Origin of the sequence: Microbacterium sp. NPDC089695 (assembly GCF_044749085.1) — a bacterium.
Lineage (GTDB): Bacteria > Actinomycetota > Actinomycetes > Actinomycetales > Microbacteriaceae > Microbacterium.
Window position 1 is genome coordinate 925,282 of record NZ_JBIVHG010000001.1, and the last position, 19,911, is coordinate 945,192.

The 19,911-nt window shown below is 69.7% G+C and carries 20 protein-coding genes; 12 read left to right on the forward strand and 8 right to left on the reverse strand.

What is annotated here, in order from left to right; translation table 11 throughout:
* The first annotated feature begins 43 nt into the window (after positions 1-43).
* The 3 genes from ACIPYT_RS04610 (at position 44) to ACIPYT_RS04620 (ending at position 2,201) form a co-directional block, all read left to right on the forward strand.
* Positions 44-967 carry an ATP-binding cassette domain-containing protein gene (locus ACIPYT_RS04610; protein ID WP_401071082.1) on the forward strand — a complete coding sequence of 308 codons (924 nt, stop codon included), beginning with the start codon at positions 44-46 and terminating at the stop codon, positions 965-967.
* Entirely contained in the window at positions 964-1,845 is an 882-nt protein-coding gene (locus ACIPYT_RS04615; protein WP_401071084.1) for an ABC transporter permease, read from the forward strand. Before ACIPYT_RS04610 ends, ACIPYT_RS04615 begins: the two co-directional genes overlap by 4 nt.
* 74 nt (positions 1,846-1,919) lie before the next feature.
* Positions 1,920-2,201: a hypothetical protein gene (locus ACIPYT_RS04620; RefSeq protein WP_401071086.1), complete on the forward strand. Its 282-nt coding sequence runs from the start codon at positions 1,920-1,922 to the stop codon at positions 2,199-2,201.
* A 15-nt stretch (positions 2,202-2,216) separates the two neighbouring features.
* Here ACIPYT_RS04620 and ACIPYT_RS04625 read toward each other — a convergent pair whose 3' ends face one another.
* Positions 2,217-3,128: a LysR family transcriptional regulator gene (locus ACIPYT_RS04625; protein WP_401071088.1), complete on the reverse strand. Its 912-nt coding sequence runs from the start codon at positions 3,126-3,128 to the stop codon at positions 2,217-2,219.
* Positions 3,129-3,249: 121 nt separating this feature from the next.
* Between ACIPYT_RS04625 and ACIPYT_RS04630 the strand changes: the two genes are divergently transcribed.
* The gene (locus ACIPYT_RS04630) at positions 3,250-3,975 is read left to right on the forward strand and encodes a gamma-glutamyl-gamma-aminobutyrate hydrolase family protein (protein WP_401071090.1); all 726 of its coding nucleotides are present in this window, start codon (positions 3,250-3,252) and stop codon (positions 3,973-3,975) included.
* Here the strand turns inward: ACIPYT_RS04630 and ACIPYT_RS04635 are convergent.
* Positions 3,945-4,511 carry a helix-turn-helix domain-containing protein gene (locus tag ACIPYT_RS04635; protein ID WP_401071092.1) on the reverse strand — a complete coding sequence of 189 codons (567 nt, stop codon included), beginning with the start codon at positions 4,509-4,511 and terminating at the stop codon, positions 3,945-3,947. The two genes, ACIPYT_RS04630 and ACIPYT_RS04635, sit on opposite strands and share 31 nt — an antisense overlap.
* A gap of 208 nt (positions 4,512-4,719) precedes the next feature.
* Between ACIPYT_RS04635 and ACIPYT_RS04640 the strand changes: the two genes are divergently transcribed.
* Positions 4,720-5,622: a hypothetical protein gene (locus ACIPYT_RS04640; protein ID WP_401071094.1), complete on the forward strand. Its 903-nt coding sequence runs from the start codon at positions 4,720-4,722 to the stop codon at positions 5,620-5,622.
* 26 nt (positions 5,623-5,648) lie between these two features.
* Here the strand turns inward: ACIPYT_RS04640 and ACIPYT_RS04645 are convergent, their stop codons facing one another.
* Positions 5,649-6,656 (reverse strand): LacI family DNA-binding transcriptional regulator, encoded by a 1,008-nt coding sequence (locus tag ACIPYT_RS04645; RefSeq protein ID WP_401071096.1) that lies wholly within the window; start codon positions 6,654-6,656, stop codon positions 5,649-5,651.
* Positions 6,657-6,850: 194 nt separating this feature from the next.
* Here ACIPYT_RS04645 and ACIPYT_RS04650 point away from each other — a divergent pair, with 194 nt between their 5' ends.
* Positions 6,851-12,871 (forward strand): GH92 family glycosyl hydrolase, encoded by a 6,021-nt coding sequence (locus ACIPYT_RS04650; protein WP_401071098.1) that lies wholly within the window; start codon positions 6,851-6,853, stop codon positions 12,869-12,871.
* Between the two features lie 154 nt (positions 12,872-13,025).
* Here ACIPYT_RS04650 and ACIPYT_RS04655 read toward each other — a convergent pair whose 3' ends face one another.
* Together ACIPYT_RS04655 and ACIPYT_RS04660 are read right to left on the reverse strand one after the other, a co-directional pair.
* On the reverse strand, positions 13,026-14,006 hold the full coding sequence (locus tag ACIPYT_RS04655; RefSeq protein ID WP_401071099.1) for a lytic polysaccharide monooxygenase: 981 nt from the start codon (positions 14,004-14,006) through the stop codon (positions 13,026-13,028).
* A gap of 82 nt (positions 14,007-14,088) precedes the next feature.
* Positions 14,089-14,535, reverse strand: coding sequence for an iron chaperone (locus ACIPYT_RS04660; protein ID WP_401071101.1), 447 nt, complete (start codon positions 14,533-14,535; stop codon positions 14,089-14,091).
* Between the two features lie 163 nt (positions 14,536-14,698).
* Here ACIPYT_RS04660 and ACIPYT_RS04665 point away from each other — a divergent pair, with 163 nt between their 5' ends.
* Positions 14,699-15,121, forward strand: coding sequence for an NUDIX hydrolase (locus ACIPYT_RS04665; RefSeq protein WP_401071103.1), 423 nt, complete (start codon positions 14,699-14,701; stop codon positions 15,119-15,121).
* A 16-nt stretch (positions 15,122-15,137) separates the two neighbouring features.
* On the opposite strand, the gene ACIPYT_RS04670 is transcribed toward ACIPYT_RS04665, so the two are convergent.
* Together ACIPYT_RS04670 and ACIPYT_RS04675 are read right to left on the reverse strand one after the other, a co-directional pair.
* Complete coding sequence (locus ACIPYT_RS04670; RefSeq protein ID WP_401074742.1) at positions 15,138-15,599, reverse strand: aminoacyl-tRNA deacylase; 462 nt, start codon at positions 15,597-15,599, stop codon at positions 15,138-15,140.
* A 50-nt stretch (positions 15,600-15,649) separates the two neighbouring features.
* The gene (locus ACIPYT_RS04675; RefSeq protein WP_401071104.1) at positions 15,650-16,171 is read right to left on the reverse strand and encodes a DNA helicase; all 522 of its coding nucleotides are present in this window, start codon (positions 16,169-16,171) and stop codon (positions 15,650-15,652) included.
* Between the two features lie 146 nt (positions 16,172-16,317).
* Between ACIPYT_RS04675 and ACIPYT_RS04680 the strand changes: the two genes are divergently transcribed.
* Positions 16,318-16,875, forward strand: a complete 558-nt coding sequence (locus tag ACIPYT_RS04680; RefSeq protein WP_401071106.1) for a peptidylprolyl isomerase — start codon at positions 16,318-16,320, stop codon at positions 16,873-16,875.
* A gap of 21 nt (positions 16,876-16,896) precedes the next feature.
* Entirely contained in the window at positions 16,897-17,793 is an 897-nt protein-coding gene (locus ACIPYT_RS04685) for a rhomboid family intramembrane serine protease (protein ID WP_401071108.1), read from the forward strand.
* Positions 17,794-17,974: 181 nt separating this feature from the next.
* Here ACIPYT_RS04685 and ACIPYT_RS04690 read toward each other — a convergent pair whose 3' ends face one another.
* A complete protein-coding gene (locus tag ACIPYT_RS04690; protein ID WP_401071110.1) occupies positions 17,975-18,214 on the reverse strand; it encodes a cell division protein CrgA in 240 nt (79 codons plus the stop codon).
* A gap of 84 nt (positions 18,215-18,298) precedes the next feature.
* On the opposite strand from ACIPYT_RS04690, the gene ACIPYT_RS04695 reads away from it, so the two are divergent.
* The 3 genes from ACIPYT_RS04695 to ACIPYT_RS04705 are packed head-to-tail and all read left to right on the forward strand — an operon-like array spanning position 18,299 to position 19,897.
* A complete protein-coding gene (locus tag ACIPYT_RS04695) occupies positions 18,299-19,090 on the forward strand; it encodes a class E sortase (RefSeq protein WP_401071112.1) in 792 nt (263 codons plus the stop codon).
* 19 nt (positions 19,091-19,109) lie between these two features.
* Complete coding sequence (locus ACIPYT_RS04700; RefSeq protein ID WP_401071114.1) at positions 19,110-19,265, forward strand: hypothetical protein; 156 nt, start codon at positions 19,110-19,112, stop codon at positions 19,263-19,265.
* Entirely contained in the window at positions 19,262-19,897 is a 636-nt protein-coding gene (locus tag ACIPYT_RS04705) for an anthranilate synthase component II (RefSeq protein WP_401071116.1), read from the forward strand. Before ACIPYT_RS04700 ends, ACIPYT_RS04705 begins: the two co-directional genes overlap by 4 nt.
* The last annotated feature ends 14 nt before the right edge of the window (positions 19,898-19,911 follow it).

Here is a 19,911-nt window from a genome sequence, read left to right on the forward strand (position 1 = left end):
ACGTCACCACGGCGGGCTCGAACGAGGAAGAGGAGACGCACCTGTGATCCACGCTGAGTCCCTGACCAAGAGCTACGGATCGAGGGTCGCCGTCGACGCGGTCGACTTCTCGGTCGCCGCGGGTCGAGTGACCGGATTCCTCGGCCCGAACGGCGCCGGCAAGTCGACCACGATGCGGATGATCACAGGGCTCGACCGACCGACATCCGGCTCGGTGACAGTGAACGGACGACGCTACGACGAGCACGCGGCGCCGCTGCACGAGGTGGGAGTGCTGCTCGACGCGAAGGCCGTGCATCCCGCTCGCACCGCCCGCGACCATCTGCTCGCACTGGCGGCGACGCACCGCATCGGCGCGAAGCGCGTCGAAGAGGTGATCGACCTCGCCGGCCTCGACTCCGTGGCGCGTAAGCGCGTGCGCGGGTTCTCCCTCGGCATGGGGCAGCGACTCGGGATCGCCGCGGCACTCCTGGGAGACCCGGGCACGCTGATCCTCGACGAGCCGGTCAACGGCCTCGACCCCGACGGGGTCGTCTGGGTGCGCGACCTCGCCCGCGCACTCGCGGCCGAGGGACGCACCGTCTTCCTGTCGTCGCACCTGATGAGCGAGATGTCGCAGACCGCCGACCACCTGATCATCCTGGGTCGTGGCCGCATCCTCGCGGACGCGCCGATCAGCCGCATCCTCGCCGACGCCGCGGGCGACACGGTGCGGGTGCGCACGGGCGACAACGACCGGGTCGGCGCTCTGCTCGCGGCGGAGGGGGCAGATGTCACGGCCGCCGACACGGAGCGGCTCGCGGTGTCGGGGCTGCCCGCACCGCGCATCGCCGAGGTCGCGGTGGCCGCGCGGATCGCCGTGCACGAGATCGTGCGTGTGGCGACCTCGCTCGAGGAGGCGTACATGGAACTCACCCGCGACGACGTCGAGTACGTCGCGCAGAACCGATCGGAGGGCGACCGATGAGCACGACCACGGCCCCGGCGACGACCGTCGTACGGCACGACCTCTCCCTGGCCGGCATCATCAACTCCGAGTGGATCAAGTTCCGCAGCGTGCCCTCGACCTGGTGGCTGCTCGCCGTGGTGGCCGCGCTCACGATCGGCGTCGGGACGCAGTCGGCGGCGATGACGTCGTTCGCCCACATCGAGGGCGGGATGCCGCAGCCCGGCATTCAGGCTGCCGGGGTGCTCGCCGTCTCCGGCAGCACCGACATGTCGGTCGTGATCGTGAGCGTGCTGGGTGTCCTCGTGATCGCGGGCGAGTACACCACCGGCATGATCCGGTCGTCCTTCACGGCCGTGCCGCGACGGGTGCCGGTCCTCGTCGCGAAAGCGCTCATCCTGGCCGCGGCGACCTTCGTGGTGAGCGCCGCCTCGGTCGCGATCACCATCCCGATCTCCCTCGCCGTCCTCGCGGGGAACGGCGTCGACGTGCACCTCGACGACCCGTACTACTGGAGCGGGATCTTCGGCAGCGTGCTGTACACCGTGCTGCTCGCCCTCATCGCGTTCGGGATTTCCGCGATCGTCCGCAGCGTCGTGGTGGGGCTGGCGACGACCCTGGGTCTCGTGATCGTCCTCCCCATCGCTCTCGGCTTCGTGCCGGGCGGCTTCGGGCCGATGATCTGGCTGCAGAACGTCTCGCGGCTGCTGCCGTTCAACCTGGGCCGTGCCGCCTACACGCATCCGGGGCAGGACGTCTTCAACTCACCGAACACGGAGATGCAGCGCCCGGAGGGCCTCTGGGAGCTCGAGCCCTGGCAGGGTGTCGTCGGTCTGGTGGTGTGGGTCGTCGCGCTGTTCACCGTGGCCGTCGTGCTCGTCAGGCGACGCGACGCCTGAGGGGCGACTGACATCCGGCCGCGGAGGATGCAACCCCCTCTCCCTCATGCCCGGATCGGCGTACCGTTCGGGGCATGAGCGAAGCGAAGACGATGATCAGAACCGAGGTGACCGTCGACGGGACAAGCTTCCTCCTCTCTCAGGACCAGAAGGTGGAGGACCTGCGTCGTCGGATCGAGGCCGCCGTCGAGACCGCGGGCGTGTTCGTCGACATGACCGTGGTCGGCAACCGCTCCGTGAGCGTGCTCGTCACCCCGCGCACGCACGTGACGATCAGCGTGGCGACGGTCGCGTTCGACCCGCGTGACACGGGCGACCTCGATCTCCCCTACGGCGGGTACTTCGACCTCGTGTGATCCCGCGGCGCCGGGTCAGACGCGCGCGAGCGATGATGCCGCGTCGTGCAGGCACGAGATGAACGCGCCCGAGACCGCGTCGTCGGTCGACGGCATCCGTCGCGCGGCCATCAGTCGGGTCGTCGGCGAGCCGGCGAGCGGTACGACGGCGATCGACGGCGGGACGAGCTGCCGCACGGACTCGGGCAGGATGCTGCCGCCGACGCCCGCGGCGACGAACCCGAGGGCGGTCTCCTGGTGCACGACCTCCTCGGCGACGTGCAGCCCTCCCGCGCTCACGCCCAAGACGTCGTGCACACGGCCGACGAAGCCCGGCATCAGCGCGCGCGGATACGTGATCATCGGCACGGAGGCGGCCTCGTCGGGGGTGACCTCGTCGCGGCGGGCGAGCGCATGGCCGATCGGGAGGCAGAGCACGAGACGCTCCTCGAACACGACCTCGGTGACGAGCCGCGGCTGTGACGACCCGGCATCCGGGAACTCGTCGCGCACGATCCCGACATCGATCGATCCGTCGCGCAGGCGGTCGAACTGCTCGCCGGAGGTGAGCGGCAGCAGCGTGAGGGCCACACGGTCGCGGCGCGCGCGGAACAGGCGCACCACCTCGGGGAGCACGGTGTAGTTCGCCGAGGTCACGAAGCCGGCGGTGAGCTGGCCGGCGAGCCCGTCGACGTAGTCGCGCATCTCGGCGCGCACGGCGTCGACCTCGTCGAGGATCCTGCGCGCCCGCTCCTGCAGATGCCGCCCTGCCGGAGTGAGCGAGACGCGTCGGGTGCTGCGTTCGAAGAGCGGCAGGCCCACCTCGCGTTCGAGGCGTCCGACCTGCACGCTCAGCGGCGGCTGGGACATGTGCAGGCGCCGGGCTGCTCGGCCGAAATGGAGCTCGTCGGCGACCGCCATGAAGTAGCGCAGTTGACGGAGTTCCATGACGGCACGATACGGGCGTCGTATTACCGCGGCGTTACGGGCGCATTGCGAGCGAAACGCTATCAATCCGCATCCGAAAAGGTATTTGACCTGGGATTGTTCTCACGACTTACCTGGTCGTATGCACGTCGCGCTGTTCCATGTCCGCACCCGGCGTCCGCGTGCCGGCGCGGAGTACCAGCGGCTCCTCGACGCGCTCAACGGCTCGGCCGTCGCGGCGGTCGAGGATATGGGGTGGACGGCGTCGCTGCATGCCGCCGGCTCCGATCCCGAGCACACCCTGCGCCGGGCCTCGCGGGAAGCGGACGTCGTGGTGCTCCTGGACGGCGACGACATCGACCCGTCGCTCTACGCGCAGAGCGACCGGCGCCCGACGCGCACGCCCTACGAGCGGCGCGCCGACCGCCTGCAGATCGCGGTGATCATGGATGCCGTGAGCCAGCGACGCCCGCTGCTCGGCATCTGCCGGGGGCACCAGCTGCTGAACGTCGCGCTCGGAGGCACCCTCCGCCAGCACGTGAGCGGACACCGGGGCACGGGGGCCGATCCCTTCGTCGACGTTGCCGTGCCGGGGATCGCGACGCTGGCTCCAGGACTCCTGCCGCCTGCGCTGTGCACGCACCACCAGGCGGTGGACGAGCTCGGGCGCGGTCTGCACGCCGTGCTGCATGCCGACGACGGGGTGATCGAGGCGATCGCGCACGAGACGCTGCCGTTCCTGGGGGTGCAGTGGCACCCGGAGCATCCGGCCGTGGCGCGGGCGCAACTGCAGGGCCTCCTTCGGGCGGTGCACCGCCGCGGCGCGGCCCGCGAGATTCAGCTCACGTCACGGGTGGTCGGACGCTGACCCTCGGGTCCGAACATGTGCAGGATCTCGACCGACAGATCGTCGGCCGGTCCGAACCAGTGCGGCGACGAGGCGTCGAACTCGACGATCTCACCCGGCTCGATCACGTGCTCGGCCCCTCGGAGCAGCAGCCGCAGCCGTCCCGACAGCACCGAGATCCACGCGTGGCCCTCGTGCGTCACGAGCACGGGCTCGCGGGGCCCGATCACGTGCTTGAACACCTGCATCCCTCCCGGGTTCTGCGCGAGGTGCACGGCGACGCCGCCGGCGATGAGGCGTCGCGGCTCGAGGTGGATACGGGGGTCGCCGGTCTGCGGAGCGGCGATGAGATGGTCGAGTGATACCTCGTAGACGCGGGCGAGCGGCAGGAGCACGTCGAGCGTCGGCTGACGGCGACCGGTCTCGATGCGCGAGAGGGTGCTGGTCGAGAGTCCCGCGCGCGCGGACGCGGCGTCCAGAGTGAGCGCTCGGCGCGTGCGCAGGCGGCGCAGTCGAGGGCCGATGGCGGCGAGGGTCGCGGCGGTGTCGGCATCCATCCGGTCATCCTTGCAGATTCCGCAAGCGAGCGCGGTCGTGGCCCGTGCGCCCTCGGATGATGGAGGAGAACCCCGCATTCGCCTGGCGTCTCCTCTCGGAATCCTCCCCGAATTCCTGCGGGTGGCGCCGCCCGCATGCTCGCCGACCCACGGAGAGGACCACCATGACCACAGCGCGCGAACCAGGTCGTCCTCGATGAGGGCGCTGGTGCTCGGAGCCCGCGGTGCCGTGGGCACGGTCGTCCGTCGCGAGCTGGAAGACGCGGGGCACGAGGTCACGGCCGCGAGTCGTGCGTCCTCCGGTGGCGCGCGCGTCGATCTGCATGCCGACCTCTCCCCCATCGCGACGCTCGCCGCAGCGCACGACGTGGTCGTCAACGCCTCCGGCGTCGAACGCGCTGAGCTCGCCTCGGCGACCCGTGCCACTCCGCTCGTCGACATCTCCGCGACCGGCTCGTACCTGGAACGGCTGCGATCCTCGTCGATGGGTCCCGTCGTGCTCGGCGCGGGGCTCGCTCCCGGACTGAGCACGATCCTCGCGCGGGCCGTCGCGGAGGAGACGGATGCCGGCGATCTCGACGTCCTGGTGATGCTCGGCGCCGGCGAGAAGCACGGGCCGGCGGCCGTGGACTGGACCGCGGGGCTCGTCGGCACCCCCGTGCATCGTCCTCCCGAGGGAGGCGACGTGCAGAACCTCCGCGAGAGCCTGCGGGCGGCCGGCCCGGATGGTCGAGCACGTCGGTACCTGCGGGCCGACTTCCCCGATCACATGCTCCTCGACGATCTCGATCGCCCCGTCCGCAGCTGGCTGACGCTCGGTTCGGCGCCGCTCACCGCGGCCCTCTCGCTCGTGGGGCGCATGCCGGCGCTGCGCGGGATGCTGAACGCGGCGCCGCACTGGGGCTCCGACGCCTGGCACGTCGTGGTGCGCGACCGGGGCACCGGTCGGCAGCGCTCGGCGGAGGGACGTGGACAGTCCGAGGCTACGGGGCGGCTCACGGCGCTCGCCGTGGTGCGGGTCGCGGAACGGGCGTCATCGTCGCGGACGCGCGCGGTGACGATGGCCGATCTCGTCACGGCGGAGGAGGCGCTCGCGGTGCTGAGCAGGTGACCGCCCGGGCCTGGCAGGACCTCGGGTCAGCCTGTGGTCGACCGCCTGGCGATCAGGCGCATCGGCACCGTGACGGTCTCGACCGGGCGGGTCCGGTCGCCCAGCCGCGCCACGGCGAGGCGAGCGGCCTGCCGCCCGAGGTCCTCGACGTCTCCCGTGACGACGCTGACGCCGAGCACGCGCGCCCACTCCGGGTCGTCGAAGCCGATCACCGCGGGCGCGTCCCGGCGCTCCGCCACCTCCTCCATGACGCCGAGCAGGATGCGGTTGTTCCCCGCCACCACGGCGGTCGGCGGCTCGTCGAGCGCGAGCAGATCGCGCATGCACGCTCGCGAGGAGGCGACGTCGTGGGCATCGGTGCGCAGGAGGTCGCGCCACTCCGCGTCGGTCTCGTCGAGCACCTCCCCCATGCCGGCGAGACGCTGCCGGTACGTCGGCAGCCACGCGTAGTCGCCGATGAACGCGATGCGCCGATGTCCGGCCTCGATGAGGTGCCTGGCCGCAAGACGCCCGCCCTCGTGGTTGTCGAACACGGCCGAGTCCGCGGCGAGGTTCTCGGCGGGGCGGTCGACGAAGACGACGGGGATGCCACGGGCCTGCAGCTGCGCATATCCGCTGTGATCGGTCATGGCGGACACCGTGATGACCGCCGTCGTCTGGCGGTCGGCGAGGTCGCCGGCGACGTGCTGCTCCTGCTCGGCCGACTCGCGTGAGTTCGCGACGGACAGGTGCATGCCCCGCGGGCGGATCTCGTCTTCGATGGCCTGTGCGAGCGCAGAGTAGAACGGGTTGGTGACGTCGCCGGTGATCAGGCCGATCGAGTCGGCGAGCCGCCCGCTCGCGAGCAGGCTCGCCGCGGCGTTGCGCTGGTAGTCGAGTTCGGCCGCGGCCGTCAGCACGCTGGCGAGGGTCTTCTCGCTCACGTACGACTCTCCGCCGAGGGCGCGCGACGCGGTCTTGAGGCTGACCCCGGCGCGGGCGGCGACCTGCGCGAGCGTGGGGCGCGGCGCGGTGCCGCCTTCTGTTCGAGACATGGATCCCCTTCGTGGCCTCTCGGCGCGGATAGCCCATTATGACCGGTGCGCGTATGACCGGTGCGCGGTCGGCCTCCGGTGCGTGTTCGGGACTCGTCCTTCCCTGCGGCGATGCCCCTGTGGTAGCGTCCTCAGCATATGACAGCGATGTCATAAATCGGACGACACACCGCAGTGGAGTTAGAGGAGCAACCATGAGGGTCCCCACCCCGATGAGCGCACGACCCGCCCGACGATCCTGGGCGGCCGCCGGCGTCGCGGCGACCGTCGGCCTGGCCATGCTGACGCCGATGTCGGCGACGGCCGCCGCCGATACCGTCTTCGCCTCGTCGTTCGAGACGGGCGATACCGCGCCCGTGCTCGCCGGTACCGGCGAAGCCGTCAACGTCACCGGCAGCCGTTTCGCGCCGGGCAGCGTGCTCGACGGGGTCGCCGCCGTGACGGCATCCGCGCAGAACGCTCCCGGTGAGGCCTCGGCGTTCGCCGCCGACGGCAACGCGTCGACCAAGTGGCTCGCCTTCGCGAAGACGGGCTGGCTGCAGTACCAGCTCACCGAGGCGCAGCCCATGGTCAGCTACACGCTCACCTCGGCGAACGACGAGTCCGGCCGCGACCCCAAGGACTTCCGCGTGCAGGCCTCGAACAACGGCACCGACTGGGTGACGGTCGACGAGCGCAGCGGCGAGCTCTTCTCGGGCCGCGGCGAGACGCGCTCGTTCACCCTCGCGACGCCGAGCGCCGGGTACCTCTACTACCGCCTCGACGTGCTCGCCACCCGCTCGAGCACCAGCACGATCGTGCAGCTCGCCGGCTGGGAGCCGATCGCCGTCGCGGGCGCGACACCCGAACCGTCCGACCTGATGCTGCAGATCGGCAGCGGCCCCACCAGCTCCGACACCGCGAAGACGGGCGTCGGCTTCACCGGCACCAAGGCGCTGCAGTACGTCGGCCGCCACCTCGACGCCGGCCCCGCCTCGTCGACCAGCGTGCTCTACGACGACGTCGCGATCGACGTCGCCGATGACAGTGAGCTCTCGTACCTCGTCTTCCCCGTGCTCGACGGCGAGCAGACCTACGCCGCCACCTTCGTGGCCGTCGACCTCACGTTCGACGACGGCACCCGACTCTCCACGAGCGGCGCCGTCGACTCCTACGGCTACGGTGCCAACGCCCGCGAGCAGGGCCAGGCCAACGTCCTCTGGCCGAACCAGTGGAACAAGGTCACGGTAGACCTGGGGCAGTTCGCCGGTCGCACGGTCGACGACATCCTCTTCACCTACGACCACCCCGGCGCCGACGTGAAGGGCGTCGAGACGCCCACCGGCGCGACGGCCTTCAGCGGGTGGCTCGACGACGTCGAGATCGACGCGGCCACGGCACTCGACACATCCGACGGCCTCGTGTCGTACGTCGACACGCGTCGCGGCACGAACTCCACCGGCGGCTTCTCGCGCGGCAACAACCTGCCGGCGACGGCCTGGCCGAACGGCTTCAACTTCATCACCCCGATGACGAACGCCGACAACGTGGGCACGATCTACCAGTACCAGCGGGCCAACAACGCGCAGAACCTCCCCGCCCTGAACGGCATCGGGTTCTCGCACCAGCCGAGCATCTGGATGGGCGACCGCAACCAGATCGCCGTGCTGCCCGCCGCGAACGGCAACCCCACCTCGTCGCTCAACGACCGCAAGCTCGCGTTCCACCACGAGAACGAGACCGCGCGGCCCGACATCTACGACGTCGAGTTCGACAACGGCATCAGGACCGCCGTGACCGCCACCGACCACGGCGCGATCTACCGCTTCGAGTTCACCGGCGACACGAGCTCGATCCTCGTCGACCAGCTCGTGAACTCGTCGAAGCTGCAGGTCACCGGCGACACGGTCTCGGGCTGGGTCGACGGCGGCTCCGGCTGGCCCGGGCGCACGCGCATGTTCGTGTACGGCACGTTCGACCGGGCGCCGATCACGGCGGGCCCGACCACCGTGGGCGACCGCAACGGCACCGCGCGCTACGCCGCGTTCGACACCAGCAGCGACAAGACCGTCGAGCTGCGCCTGTCGTCGTCGTTCATCTCGCAGGACCAGGCTCAGAAGAACCACGAGTTCGAGCTGCAGGGCGTCTCGTTCGAGGATGCGCACGCCGCGGTGCGCGACGCGTGGAACGACCGTCTCGGCGTCATCCACGACGTCAAGGGTGCGACCGACACGCAGCTCGTGACGCTGTACTCGAGCCTGTACCGCCTGAACCTCTACCCGAACTCGCAGTTCGAGAACACGGGCTCCGAGGCCGACCCGGTCTACCAGTACGCGAGCCCGGTGTCGGCGACCAGCGGATCCGCGACCGACACCCGCACCAACGCGAAGATCGTCGACGGCAAGATCTACGTCAACAACGGGTTCTGGGACACCTACCGCACGGCCTGGCCGCTGTACTCCCTGCTCTACCCCGACGTGACCGAGGAGCTCGTCGACGGCTTCGTGCAGCAGTACCGCGACGGCGGATGGGTCGCCCGGTGGTCCTCCCCCGGCTACGCCGACCTCATGACCGGCACGAGCTCCGACGTCGCCTTCGCCGACGCCTACCTCGCCGGCGCCCTCGACACCGACACGGCGCTCGAGGCGTACGACGCGGCTGTGAAGAACGCCACCGTGCTCCCGGCATCCAACGCCGTGGGCCGCAAGGGACTCGCCCAGTCGATCTTCCTCGGGTACACCGAGGCGACGACCCACGAGAGCGCCTCGTGGGGACTCGAGGGTTACATCAACGACTTCGGCATCGCCGAGATGGCGAAGAAGCTCGCGGACGACCCGAACACCCCGGCCGACCGCGTTGCGCAGCTGAAGGAGGAGGCGACCTACTTCGAGGCGCGCGCCGAGCACTTCGGCGAGATGTTCAACCCGGAGGCCGGCACGTTCACGTCGCGCAACGCCGACGGCTCGTGGACGTCGGGCGCCGAGTTCGACAAGAAGGCGTGGGGCGGTGCGTTCACCGAGGCCAGCGCGTGGACCTTCGGCTTCCACGCCCCGCACGACGTCGACGGCCTCGCGGCGCTGTACGGCGGACGTCAGCAGTTGCTCGACGTCATGCACGACTTCCTCACCGTGCGCGAGAAGGCCGACTACTCCGGCATCCACGAGGCGCGGGAAGCACGTGACGTGCGGCTCGGGATGCTGGGCATGTCGAACCAGATCGCGCATCACATCCCCTACGTGCTCGCCGAGGCGGGCGACCCCTCGGGGGCGCAGGCGCTGATCCGCGACATCCAGGACCGCCTGTTCGTCGGATCCGACATCGGCCAGGGCTACCCGGGCGATGAGGACAACGGCGAATTCTCGGCCTGGTACGTCTTCTCGGCGCTCGGCTTCTACCCGCTCGAAGTGGGATCGGGCGACTACACGGTCGGCACCCCGTTGTTCGACAGCGCGACGCTGTCGATCGGCGACACCGACCTTGTGGTCAACGCGCCCGGTGCCTCCGAGGGCGCCGACTACGTCGCGGGCGTCAGCATCAACGGCCAGCCGATCGACGAGACCACGTTCGACGGCGACCTCGTGCGCGCCGGCGGCACGATCGACTTCACGATGAGCGAGACGCCGTCCGCATGGGGCGCGAAGGATCTGGGCGAGGAGCTCGAGGTCCCGACCACGCTCGTGGATGCGACCAAGCCCGGTCGCGGCGCGCTCGCGGCGACCGACGGCACCCCCGTCGGCTCGCTCGTGGACGACAACATGAACTCGACCGTCACGTTCGCGGGCGACGCGACCGAGCTGGTGTGGACCTCGCAGTCCGGCCCGGTGTCGGTCGGCCAGTACACGCTCACGAGTGCGTCGAAGGCCGCGGCTCCGGCGAGCTGGACGCTGTCGGGCTCGATGGACGGCACGACCTGGACCGAGCTCGACAGCCGTGAGGGCGAGACCTTCACGTGGGATTCGCAGACCAGGCCGTTCACGACACAGGCGACGGGAGGCTACACGAGCGTCAAGCTCAGCCTGAAGAGCGCCGGAGCACCGCTCGCGCTGTCGGAGGTCGAGCTGTTCGCCTCGGCCTCCGCGGCCGACGGACTCTCGATCGCCGCCGGTGCACCGCAGCGCGTCGCGGTCGGCGCGGAGTTCACGGGCTCGCTCGCCACGATCGTCGGCACCGAGACCGAGGCGTCGGGCTACGACGTCACGGTCGACTACGGCGACGGCGGTGAGACGGCGGATGCCGTGCTGACGCGCGACGAACTGGGCGGATGGAAGGTGAGCGCCCCGCACACCTTCACGGCTCCCGGCACGTACTCGGCGGTCGTCACGGTGCGGGATTCGAGCGGAGCGGCGGCGCAGGCCACCGCGTCGGTCGAGGTCTTCCGCGACGAGACGCTGATCGGCGGCTTCAACAACGTCTGCATCGGTGATCTCGGTCTCACGGCGGCGAACTGCGACTCGCAGGGTCACGGCTACTTCCGCGACAAGCTCATCGCCGACGGCTTCGTGCAGGGCGAGACCCTCACGATCCCGAACACGACGCTGACGTACGACCTCCCGGCCGTGCCGGCCGGAGCACCCGACAACATCACGGGCGAGGGTCAGACCGTCAAGGTGTCGCTCGGCACGGGCGCGACGCAGCTGTCGTTCATCGGCACGGCCACCGAGAGCAACCGCGACTCGGATGCCGTGCTGCACTTCACCGACGGCAGCAGCCAGACCGTGACGATCAGTCTCGGCGATTGGGTCGGAGCATCCGGCAACCCCTACAAGGGCAACACGGTGCTCACGATCTCGGAGGGACGACTCTCCGGGACGGCCGCGGAGTCGAGCGTCAAGAACACGGCGATCTACGCCACCGCCCCGATCCCGCTCGCGGTCGACGGAGACGGGAAGCCGAAGGTCGTCGAGTCGCTCACGATGCCGAAGGAGGCGGGTTCGCTGAACGACGGACGCGTGCACATCTTCGCGATCGCCTCGGACGGCGACCGCTCGGCGGCCGCGGATCTGGCCCTCACCCCCGGCACGGTCGACGAGCAGGTCACGGGCGTGGAGTTCGACGCGACGCTCGCGACGGTCGTCGGCGGCACGGGCGAGACGAGCGCGATCGTCAACTGGGGCGACGGATCACCCGTCTCCGCGGTCGACGTGACCGACGGATCGGTCGCCGGCGGCCACACGTACGCCACGGCCGGTGCGTACACCGTGACGGTCACGGCGGACGACGGTGTGAAGTCCGCCGCGACGCAGCTCACGATCACGGTCGCCGATCCGGTGCCCGTCTACGAGCCGACGATCCAGGCACCCGCGCAGGCGGCGCCCGGTGAGACGGTGACGATCACGGGCGAGGGCTTCGCACCGGGTGAGAGCGTCGCGATCCGCATCGACGCCGAGGAGCCGGTGGTCGTGACCGCCGAGGACGACGGCACGATCAACGGTGACATCACGGTTCCCTCCGGTGCGGTCGACGGCGATCACCCGGTCGTGGCCCTCGGCGACGTGTCGAAGGTCGAGGCACGTGCCTCGCTCCTGGTGGTCGGCGACCCGACGGCACCGAAGAACACCTCGGTGACGTTGACGTCGGGATCCGACGACCCCGTGGCCGGAGAGGCGATCCCGCTGATCGCCACGGTCCAGCCCGCGGGCGCCGCCGGTCAGGTGGAGTTCCTGGAGGGCGAGGTCGTGGTGGGCTCCGCGAACGTCTCGGCGGGCGTCGCGACGGCTGACATCACGATCGCGACCTCGGGAGAGCACACCTACACGGCGCGGTTCGTCCCCTCCGACCCGGATGCGTTCCGCCCGTCGACGTCGGCCCCGCTGACGATCGACGTGCGCAGCATGCCGGTGCTCGAGGCCGAGATCGTGCTCGGACTGTCGACGATCGTTCAGGGCGGAACGCTCGAGCTCTCGGGCCGCGGCTTCGCAGCCGGTGAACTCATCACGATCACGCTGCACTCCGACCCGATCCGCCTCGGCGAGGTCACGGCCGACGGCAGCGGAGCATTCCGCACGACCGTGACGATCCCGGCGAACGCCCCGGTCGGTCAGCACACGCTGATCGTCGAGGGCACGGCATCCGGGCTCAGCGCCCAGGGGGCCCTCACCGTGACGGCCGCGGCCGCCACGGGCGACGGCCTCGCGGGTACCGGCGGAGCAGAGCCGGTCGCGCTGATCGCGCTGATGCTCGGTCTGCTGGTCGCCGGCGGTGTGCTTCTCGTGAAGCGCCGTCGCATGGAGGCCTGACCCCCGCATGCGAAGACCGCCCCTCCCTGCACCAGGGAGGGGCGGTCTCGTTGTGCACGCTCCGGGAGGAGATCTCTCACTGGGGAGGAGGATTCTGTCCGAAATCTCCTCCGTATCGTGAGATCTCCTCCCGAACGCGTGCAGCGGATGCCGGTCAGTGACTGTGGTCGTGGTCGTGGTCGTGCGGCTGGGCGGTCGCCACGGGCTGCCAGAGGGCCGGCGCCGTGATCCACGAACTGTCGCCCCACCCCTGGTGCGACTGCAGCGCGCGGTACACGATGCCCTCGTGCTCGCGCAGGTCTCCGACGACGTAGGTTCCGAAGGGGCTCCATGCCGACACATCACCCGTCGGGGTAACCGGGGTGACCGGCGGGGTGACAGGGGTGACCGGCGGCGTGACAGGGGTGACCGGCGGAACCACCGGGTTCGTCGGCGGCGTGACCGGCGGCGTGACCGGCGGGGTGACCGGCGGCGTGACGGGAGTGACCGGAGTCACCGGAGTCACAGGGGTCGTCGGCGCACCCGTGCCCCCGGCGCGGACGTCGAGGTCGATGGTGTTGTAGAACGCGTTGGTCGTGTCGGCGATGTCCCACACCGCGTAGATGATCTGGTAGCCGGTGCGATCCGCCGGGATGTTCAGCGTGTGCACCGTGCTCTTGCTCGGGATGTCGCCGTTGCCGTCGAACGTGGCCAGGAGTTCGAAGTCCGAGCGCTCGAGTTTGTCGTCCGGGTTCCAGCCCGCCTTCGTGATGAAGTAGCGCCACTGGCCGGTGCGATGCGCTGCCGTCAGCGTCCATTCGATCTGCACGGGGCCCGTCTGCACGACGTTCTTGGCCCAGCGCGTCGAGGACTGCTCGTCGAGCGCACCGCCGAACAGGCCGCCCGCAGACGCGAGCTGGCCGTCGGCCGGTCCCCCGGCGGGGAAGCCTTTGGGTGCTTCGAGACTCTGCGGCTCGAACTGCACGGCACCGCGGTCGGAGTTCGCAGACCACGCGGCCCGCGAGATCAGCGAGGAAGACGCTCCGCTCACGAATCCGTGGGCGGAGGCGGAGGGGGCGGGCGCCACGAGGAGTCCGGTGACGGCGATGGCGGCGGCGGCGAGCGTGGCCCCGCCGAGTCGGGTGAAGATACTCATTCACCTAGGAATATCGGATTGTTCGACAGGATCCAAAAATATGCCGATATACAATTCCGAGCGCGCGCCGCCGCCGGCATCCTCAGCTCACGGCAGCCCGCACCCGCTCCGCCAAGAACGCCGTGTTCGCGTCGTCCAGCTCGAGAACGGCGTACGCCGTGGGCCAGAGCGTGCCGTCGTCGAGGTTCGCCGGCTGCTCGAACCCGAACGTGCCGTAGCGGGTCTTGAACTTGCTCGCGGGCTGGAAGAAGCACAGCACCTTGCCGTCCTTCGCCCACGCCGGCATCCCGTAGTACGTGCGCGGCACGAGCTCGGGAGCCGCGTCGGTCACGAGCGCATGCAGGCCCTCGGCGATGGTCCGATCGTCGGCCGACAGCTTCGCGATCGCCTCCTTCAGGTCGGCCTCGCCCTCGGCGCGCACCTCCTCCGGCGACTTCTTCGCACGCGACCGCGCCTTCTTCTTGTCGCTCGCCGCCGCCTTCATGGCCTCGCGCTCCTCGGCGCTGAAGCCGGTCTCCTTGTCAGCCATCACGGGCTCCTCTCGTCGATTCGATCGGTGATGATCTCACCCTAGGGATGCCGGCGCGCGGCGCGCTTCTCGATTCGTGATCGATTCCCGGTGAACGCCGGCATCGAGCCCTCTCGCCGACACAGGCGGAGTGCCGACATGCCGGTGCGGTTAGGGTGGGGGCATGGACATGCGTGTCGCGGCATACGCAGTCGTCACGGATGACGACGGGCGACTGCTGCTGGCGCGCTGGATCGAGGGGCGCCGCGTCGCATGGACCATGCCGGGAGGCGGTCTCGAACCCGGCGAGGATCCTCAGGCCGCCGTGCGACGGGAGCTCCGGGAGGAGACCGGCTACACCGTCAAAGTGGGCGAGCTGCTCGGCATCCACTCGCGGGTGATCCCCGCCTCGCAGCGTGTGAACGACTCCGACCAGCCCCTGCACACGTTGCGGATCGTGTACCGGGCGAGCGTGTCCGGCGGACGCCTCCGCTACGAGACCGACGGTTCGACGGACATGGCTGCCTGGTATCCGCTGGCCTCGGTGGCCGAGCTGCAACGGGTCAAGCTCGTCGACATCTCGCTCCGCATGGCCGGGCTGCTCTGACGGCAGCCGACGCGCATCAGACGCGGGGCTCTTCGGGAACCGAGATATCGGCGACGGTGGCGCCGTAGGCGGCGATGAGGTCGTCGGCGTCGACGAACAGGCTGTAGCCGTGGGCGCCGGCGCCCATCGCGATCCGCTGACCGACGATCGACTCGTCGGCGAAGACGGGCCAGTCCGTGGTGCTTCCGATCGGCACGATGGTGCCGCGCTCGTAGCCGGTCGCGGCGAGTGCGAGCTCCGCTTCGGGGAGTCGCAGCTTGTTGACCCCGACCACTGCTCGCAGCTTCGCCCACGAGATCGAACGGCCGCCCGGGACCAGCGCGAACAGGTAGGTGTCGTCGGAGCGCTTGACCACGAGGGTCTTCACGATCCCCGACGGAGGGATGCCGAGGAGTTCGGCCGCCTGGAACAGACTGTTCGCCTCAGGACGCTCGCGGATCTCGATCGAGAGTCCGCGAGCGGCGGCCGCGTCGCGCACGCGCGCATGCGGATCCCCCGACCCGGAGGTCGAGGGATCGACGGTGCCGGTCACGCGTCGGGCGCGGAGAGCGGGTCGTCCGCGACCCAGAGCTCGTCGTCGGCGCGCAGAGCCTGCCACGCGGTGTACAGCACGCCGACCGCGGCGGCGACACCGAGGATCACGGCGATGACGGATCCGAGGCCCGGACCCTGCTTCTGCGGCTGCACCGACTTGCGCACGTTCTTCGTGGCCGTGCGCACGTTCTTCTCGAGACCGGAGCGCTTGGCGTTCGCGAGGTCCCAGGCGGTGAGCGCGCTGCCGACGACGCCTCCCACGATCGGGACGACCTTGTCGTCGACCACGTGGCGGCCGAGGCGCGCGCCCTGGTCGAGCACGGGCACGACCCGGCGGTTGTAGGTGTCCTGCACCGCGGGCCCGACCTGCTCGCGGCCGAAGTTGCCGAGCTGACGACCCGCCTCGCGAGCGACATCGGCGGCGTGACCCACGAGGATCTGCTGGTTCTCCCAGAGCTGGTTCGCCTCGTTCTGGAGACGACGCAGTTCCTTCTTCCGCTTGCGGCTGATGCTCACGATGCTCTCCTGTCGATTGGGAGTACGGGTTCCCCATCTTGCCACGCCACCCTGGAAGGGGGGAGGGAATCGCCGGGGCTTGCGCCGTGGGCGGAACGGCGCTAGATCTCGGCCCGTCCAGAGGAAGCTCTGCGAGAATAGGACGCATGCCTCACGCTTCCCATGTCGCAACCCTGCACACCAACCACGGTGACATCGTCATCAACCTCTTCGGCGACCACGCCCCGAAGACGGTCAAGAACTTCGTCGGCCTCGCCGACGGCACCCAGGAGTGGACCGACCCCGCCACCGGAAAGCCGGGCGAGGGACCCCTCTACAAGGACGTCATCTTCCACCGCATCATCCCGAACTTCATGATCCAGGGCGGCGACCCGCTCGGTCAGGGCGTCGGCGGTCCCGGCTACAACTTCGACGACGAGATCCACGGCGACCTGAACTTCAATTCGCCCTACATCCTCGCGATGGCGAACGCCGGTCTGCGCCGCAACGCCATCACCGGCAAGGCCGAGGGCACGAACGGTTCGCAGTTCTTCATCACCACCGACCCGACCCCGTGGCTCCAGGGCAAGCACACGATCTTCGGCGAGGTCGCCGACGACGCCTCCAAGGCCGTCGTCGACGCACTCGGCGCGGTGCAGACCGGCCCCGGCGACCGTCCGGTCGAGCCCGTCGTGCTGCAGTCGATCGACATCGTCGCCGCCTGAGTCCGAGGCTGGCCGATCCGGATGACCACGCCTGAGTTCGCGGACAACCGCGACAACTTCTGCTATCGGCATCCGGATCGGCAGAGCTTCGTGCTCTGCCAGCGGTGCCTGCGCACCATCTGCCCCGAGTGCCAGACCCCGGCCGCGGTCGGAGTCATCTGCCCCGAGTGCATGGCCGCGGAGCGCAAGAACCGCACCCCCGCCCAGAAGCGCGCGGCACGGCGCTGGGGCACCCGCCCGGCCATGGGCACGGCGCGCGGCGGCAAGCCCGTCGTCACGTACACGCTGCTGCTCGTCACCTCGATCATCGGTTTGCTGCAGATGGTGCCCGGCCTCGGCGGAACCATCACGCAGCAGCTGCTGTTCGCGGCCGCCTACCTGTACCCCGACCTGTTCGGAGCACCCTTCGAGCCGTGGCGTCTGCTCACCGCGGTGTTCGCGCACGGCGGGTTCATCCACCTCGCGCTGAACATGCTCGCACTGTGGATGCTGGGGCAGAACCTCGAGCCCATGCTCGGTCGTGTCCGCTTCCTCGCGCTGTACCTGATCAGCGGCCTCGGCGGCTCGGTGGCCGTGGCGCTCATCGCTCCGGGAACCCCCACGGTCGGTGCTTCCGGGGCGATCTTCGGCCTCATGGCCGCTCTGCTCATCATCGGTCGTCACCTCGGGGCCAACGTCACCGGCATCCTCGTGATCCTCGGGATCAACTTCGTCTTCGGCTTCTTCATCGGGGGCATCGCCTGGCAGGCGCACCTCGGCGGGGCGGTCGTGGGAGCGCTCGTCGCGTTCATCCTCACCCGCACGCGTCGGCGCGATCAGAGGACGGCGCAGATCCTGCTGCTCATCGCGGTGGTGGCGGTGCTGATCGTGGTGGTCGCGATCGTGCCTCCGCTGCTGATCACGTCGATCTACACCTGATCAGAGGTTGTTAACAGGTTCGTTAACAGGTGTGAATAACACGCGTGTAATTCTCCCCAGGTGTGCACAACCCTGTGGATAACTCTGTGGTGACGTTGTGGACGACTGTGGGAAACACCGGAGAGACGCAAGAAGGCCCCTCGCATCGCGAGGGGCCTTCGTGGCAGAGGGGGCTGGGTGTCTAGCGCCAGCGGGTGGTCATGAGGAAACCGATCAGCGCGATGCCCAGACCGATCAGCAGGTTCCAGTTGTCGAGTCCGGGGATCGGGAACTGCATGCCCGAGATGTAGAACACGAGGATCCACGCGAGGCCGAGCAGCATGAAGCCGATCATCACCGGCTTGAACCACACCGCGTTGGGTGCGGATTCGCCCTCCGTGCGCGGTGCGTCGGGCTCTTCGTTCTTGCGCTCTCGTGCCATTCCGACATTGTACCCATCCGAGGTATATCGCGCGGAAAGCACGGCGTCGGGCTGGCGCACAGCCCGGAGGGATAAGATCTCGCCATGACCGCATCCGTCGTCTCGGGGGAGCGACGTGCACGTCACCGCCCTCGATCACGCGCCACCGTCACCAGCGTCCTCGGCGAGCTCCTGCTCACCGCCGGCGTCCTGGTGCTGCTCTTCGTCGCCTGGCAGATGTGGATCGGCGACATCATCATCAGCGCGCAGAAGAACGACGAGGGTGCGGCGATCTCGGAGAAGTGGGCGAACGCGCCCGCTCCGGAGCTGCCCCCGACCGTCGAGGCCGACGACGGCACGACGACGTACGAGCCCGTGATCCCCGCTGCACCCGCCGACACCGAGCAGCTCGGACAGATGCACATCCCTCGCTTCGGCTCCGCATACAACGTCGGCATCTTCGGCGGCACCAGTCGCGCCCGCACGCTCGACAAGCTCGGCATCGGCGTCTACACCGACTCGAAGATGCCCGGCGAGGTCGGCAACTTCGCGATGGCCGGCCACCGCACCACGTGGGGCAAGCCGTTCAACCAGCTCGACAAGCTGCAGATCGGTGACGCGATCGTGGTCGAGACCGCAGACGGATGGTTCACCTACCGATTCCGCACCCTCGAGTACGTCAAGCCCACGCAGACCGACGTGCTGCTCGATGTGCCGCAGATGCCGGGCGTGGAGACGGGGGAGCGGTACATCACGCTCACGGCGTGCTCTCCGCTGTACTCCCTGGCCGAGCGCATCGTCGCGTACGGCGTGTTCGAGAGCTTCCAGCCGCGTGCCGAGGGTCCGCCCCCCGCCCTGACCGATCCGCCGCCGCCACCGGCCGCACCGTCGATCTGACCGAGGGGAACGAGGAACAATGTACGCCGCACTCTGGCGCATCCTGCCCGGCCCCTGGTGGCTCAAACTCTTCATCCTGCTCGTACTGGTCGCGGCCGTGCTCTACGGACTCTTCTGGTACGTGTTCCCCTGGGTGAGCCCGATCATCGCCCCCGGCGAGGTCGACCTCGAATGACGCGCGTGCTCGTGGTGGACAACCACGACAGCTTCGTGCACACGCTCGTCGGGTACCTGCGCGAGCTCGGCGCCGACGTCGAGATGATCGAGGCGGATGCCGTCGACGTCGCCGCCCTCGACGAGGTGCTCACGGAGGTCGACGCCGTCATGGTGTCGCCCGGCCCCGGTGCTCCTGCCGATGCCGGTGCCTCGCTCGACGTGGTGCGCGTCGCGGCCCGGCTGCGGATGCCGGTGCTCGGCGTCTGCCTCGGGCACCAGGCCATCGGCGCCGCGTTCGGCGTGCCGGTGACGCAGGCGCCGGAGCTCATGCACGGCATGGTGTCGGAGGTCGTGCACGACGGCTCCGCGCTGTTCGACGGCATCCCTTCGCCGTTCGCGGTCGGGCGCTATCACTCCCTCGCACTGACCGCGGCCGACCTGCCGCCAGAGCTGACCGTCACGGCTCAGACCGCGAGCGGCACCGTGATGGCCATCGCGCACGCCACGCTGCCGATGCTCGGGGTGCAGTTCCATCCCGAGAGCGTGCTCACCGAGGGCGGGTACCGACTGCTCGCGAACTGGCTCGCGCTGTGCGGTGACGTCGACGCCGTCGCACGTGCCGCTCGGCTGCACCCGCAGCTGCGCGTCTGAACCTCTGCGGCGCG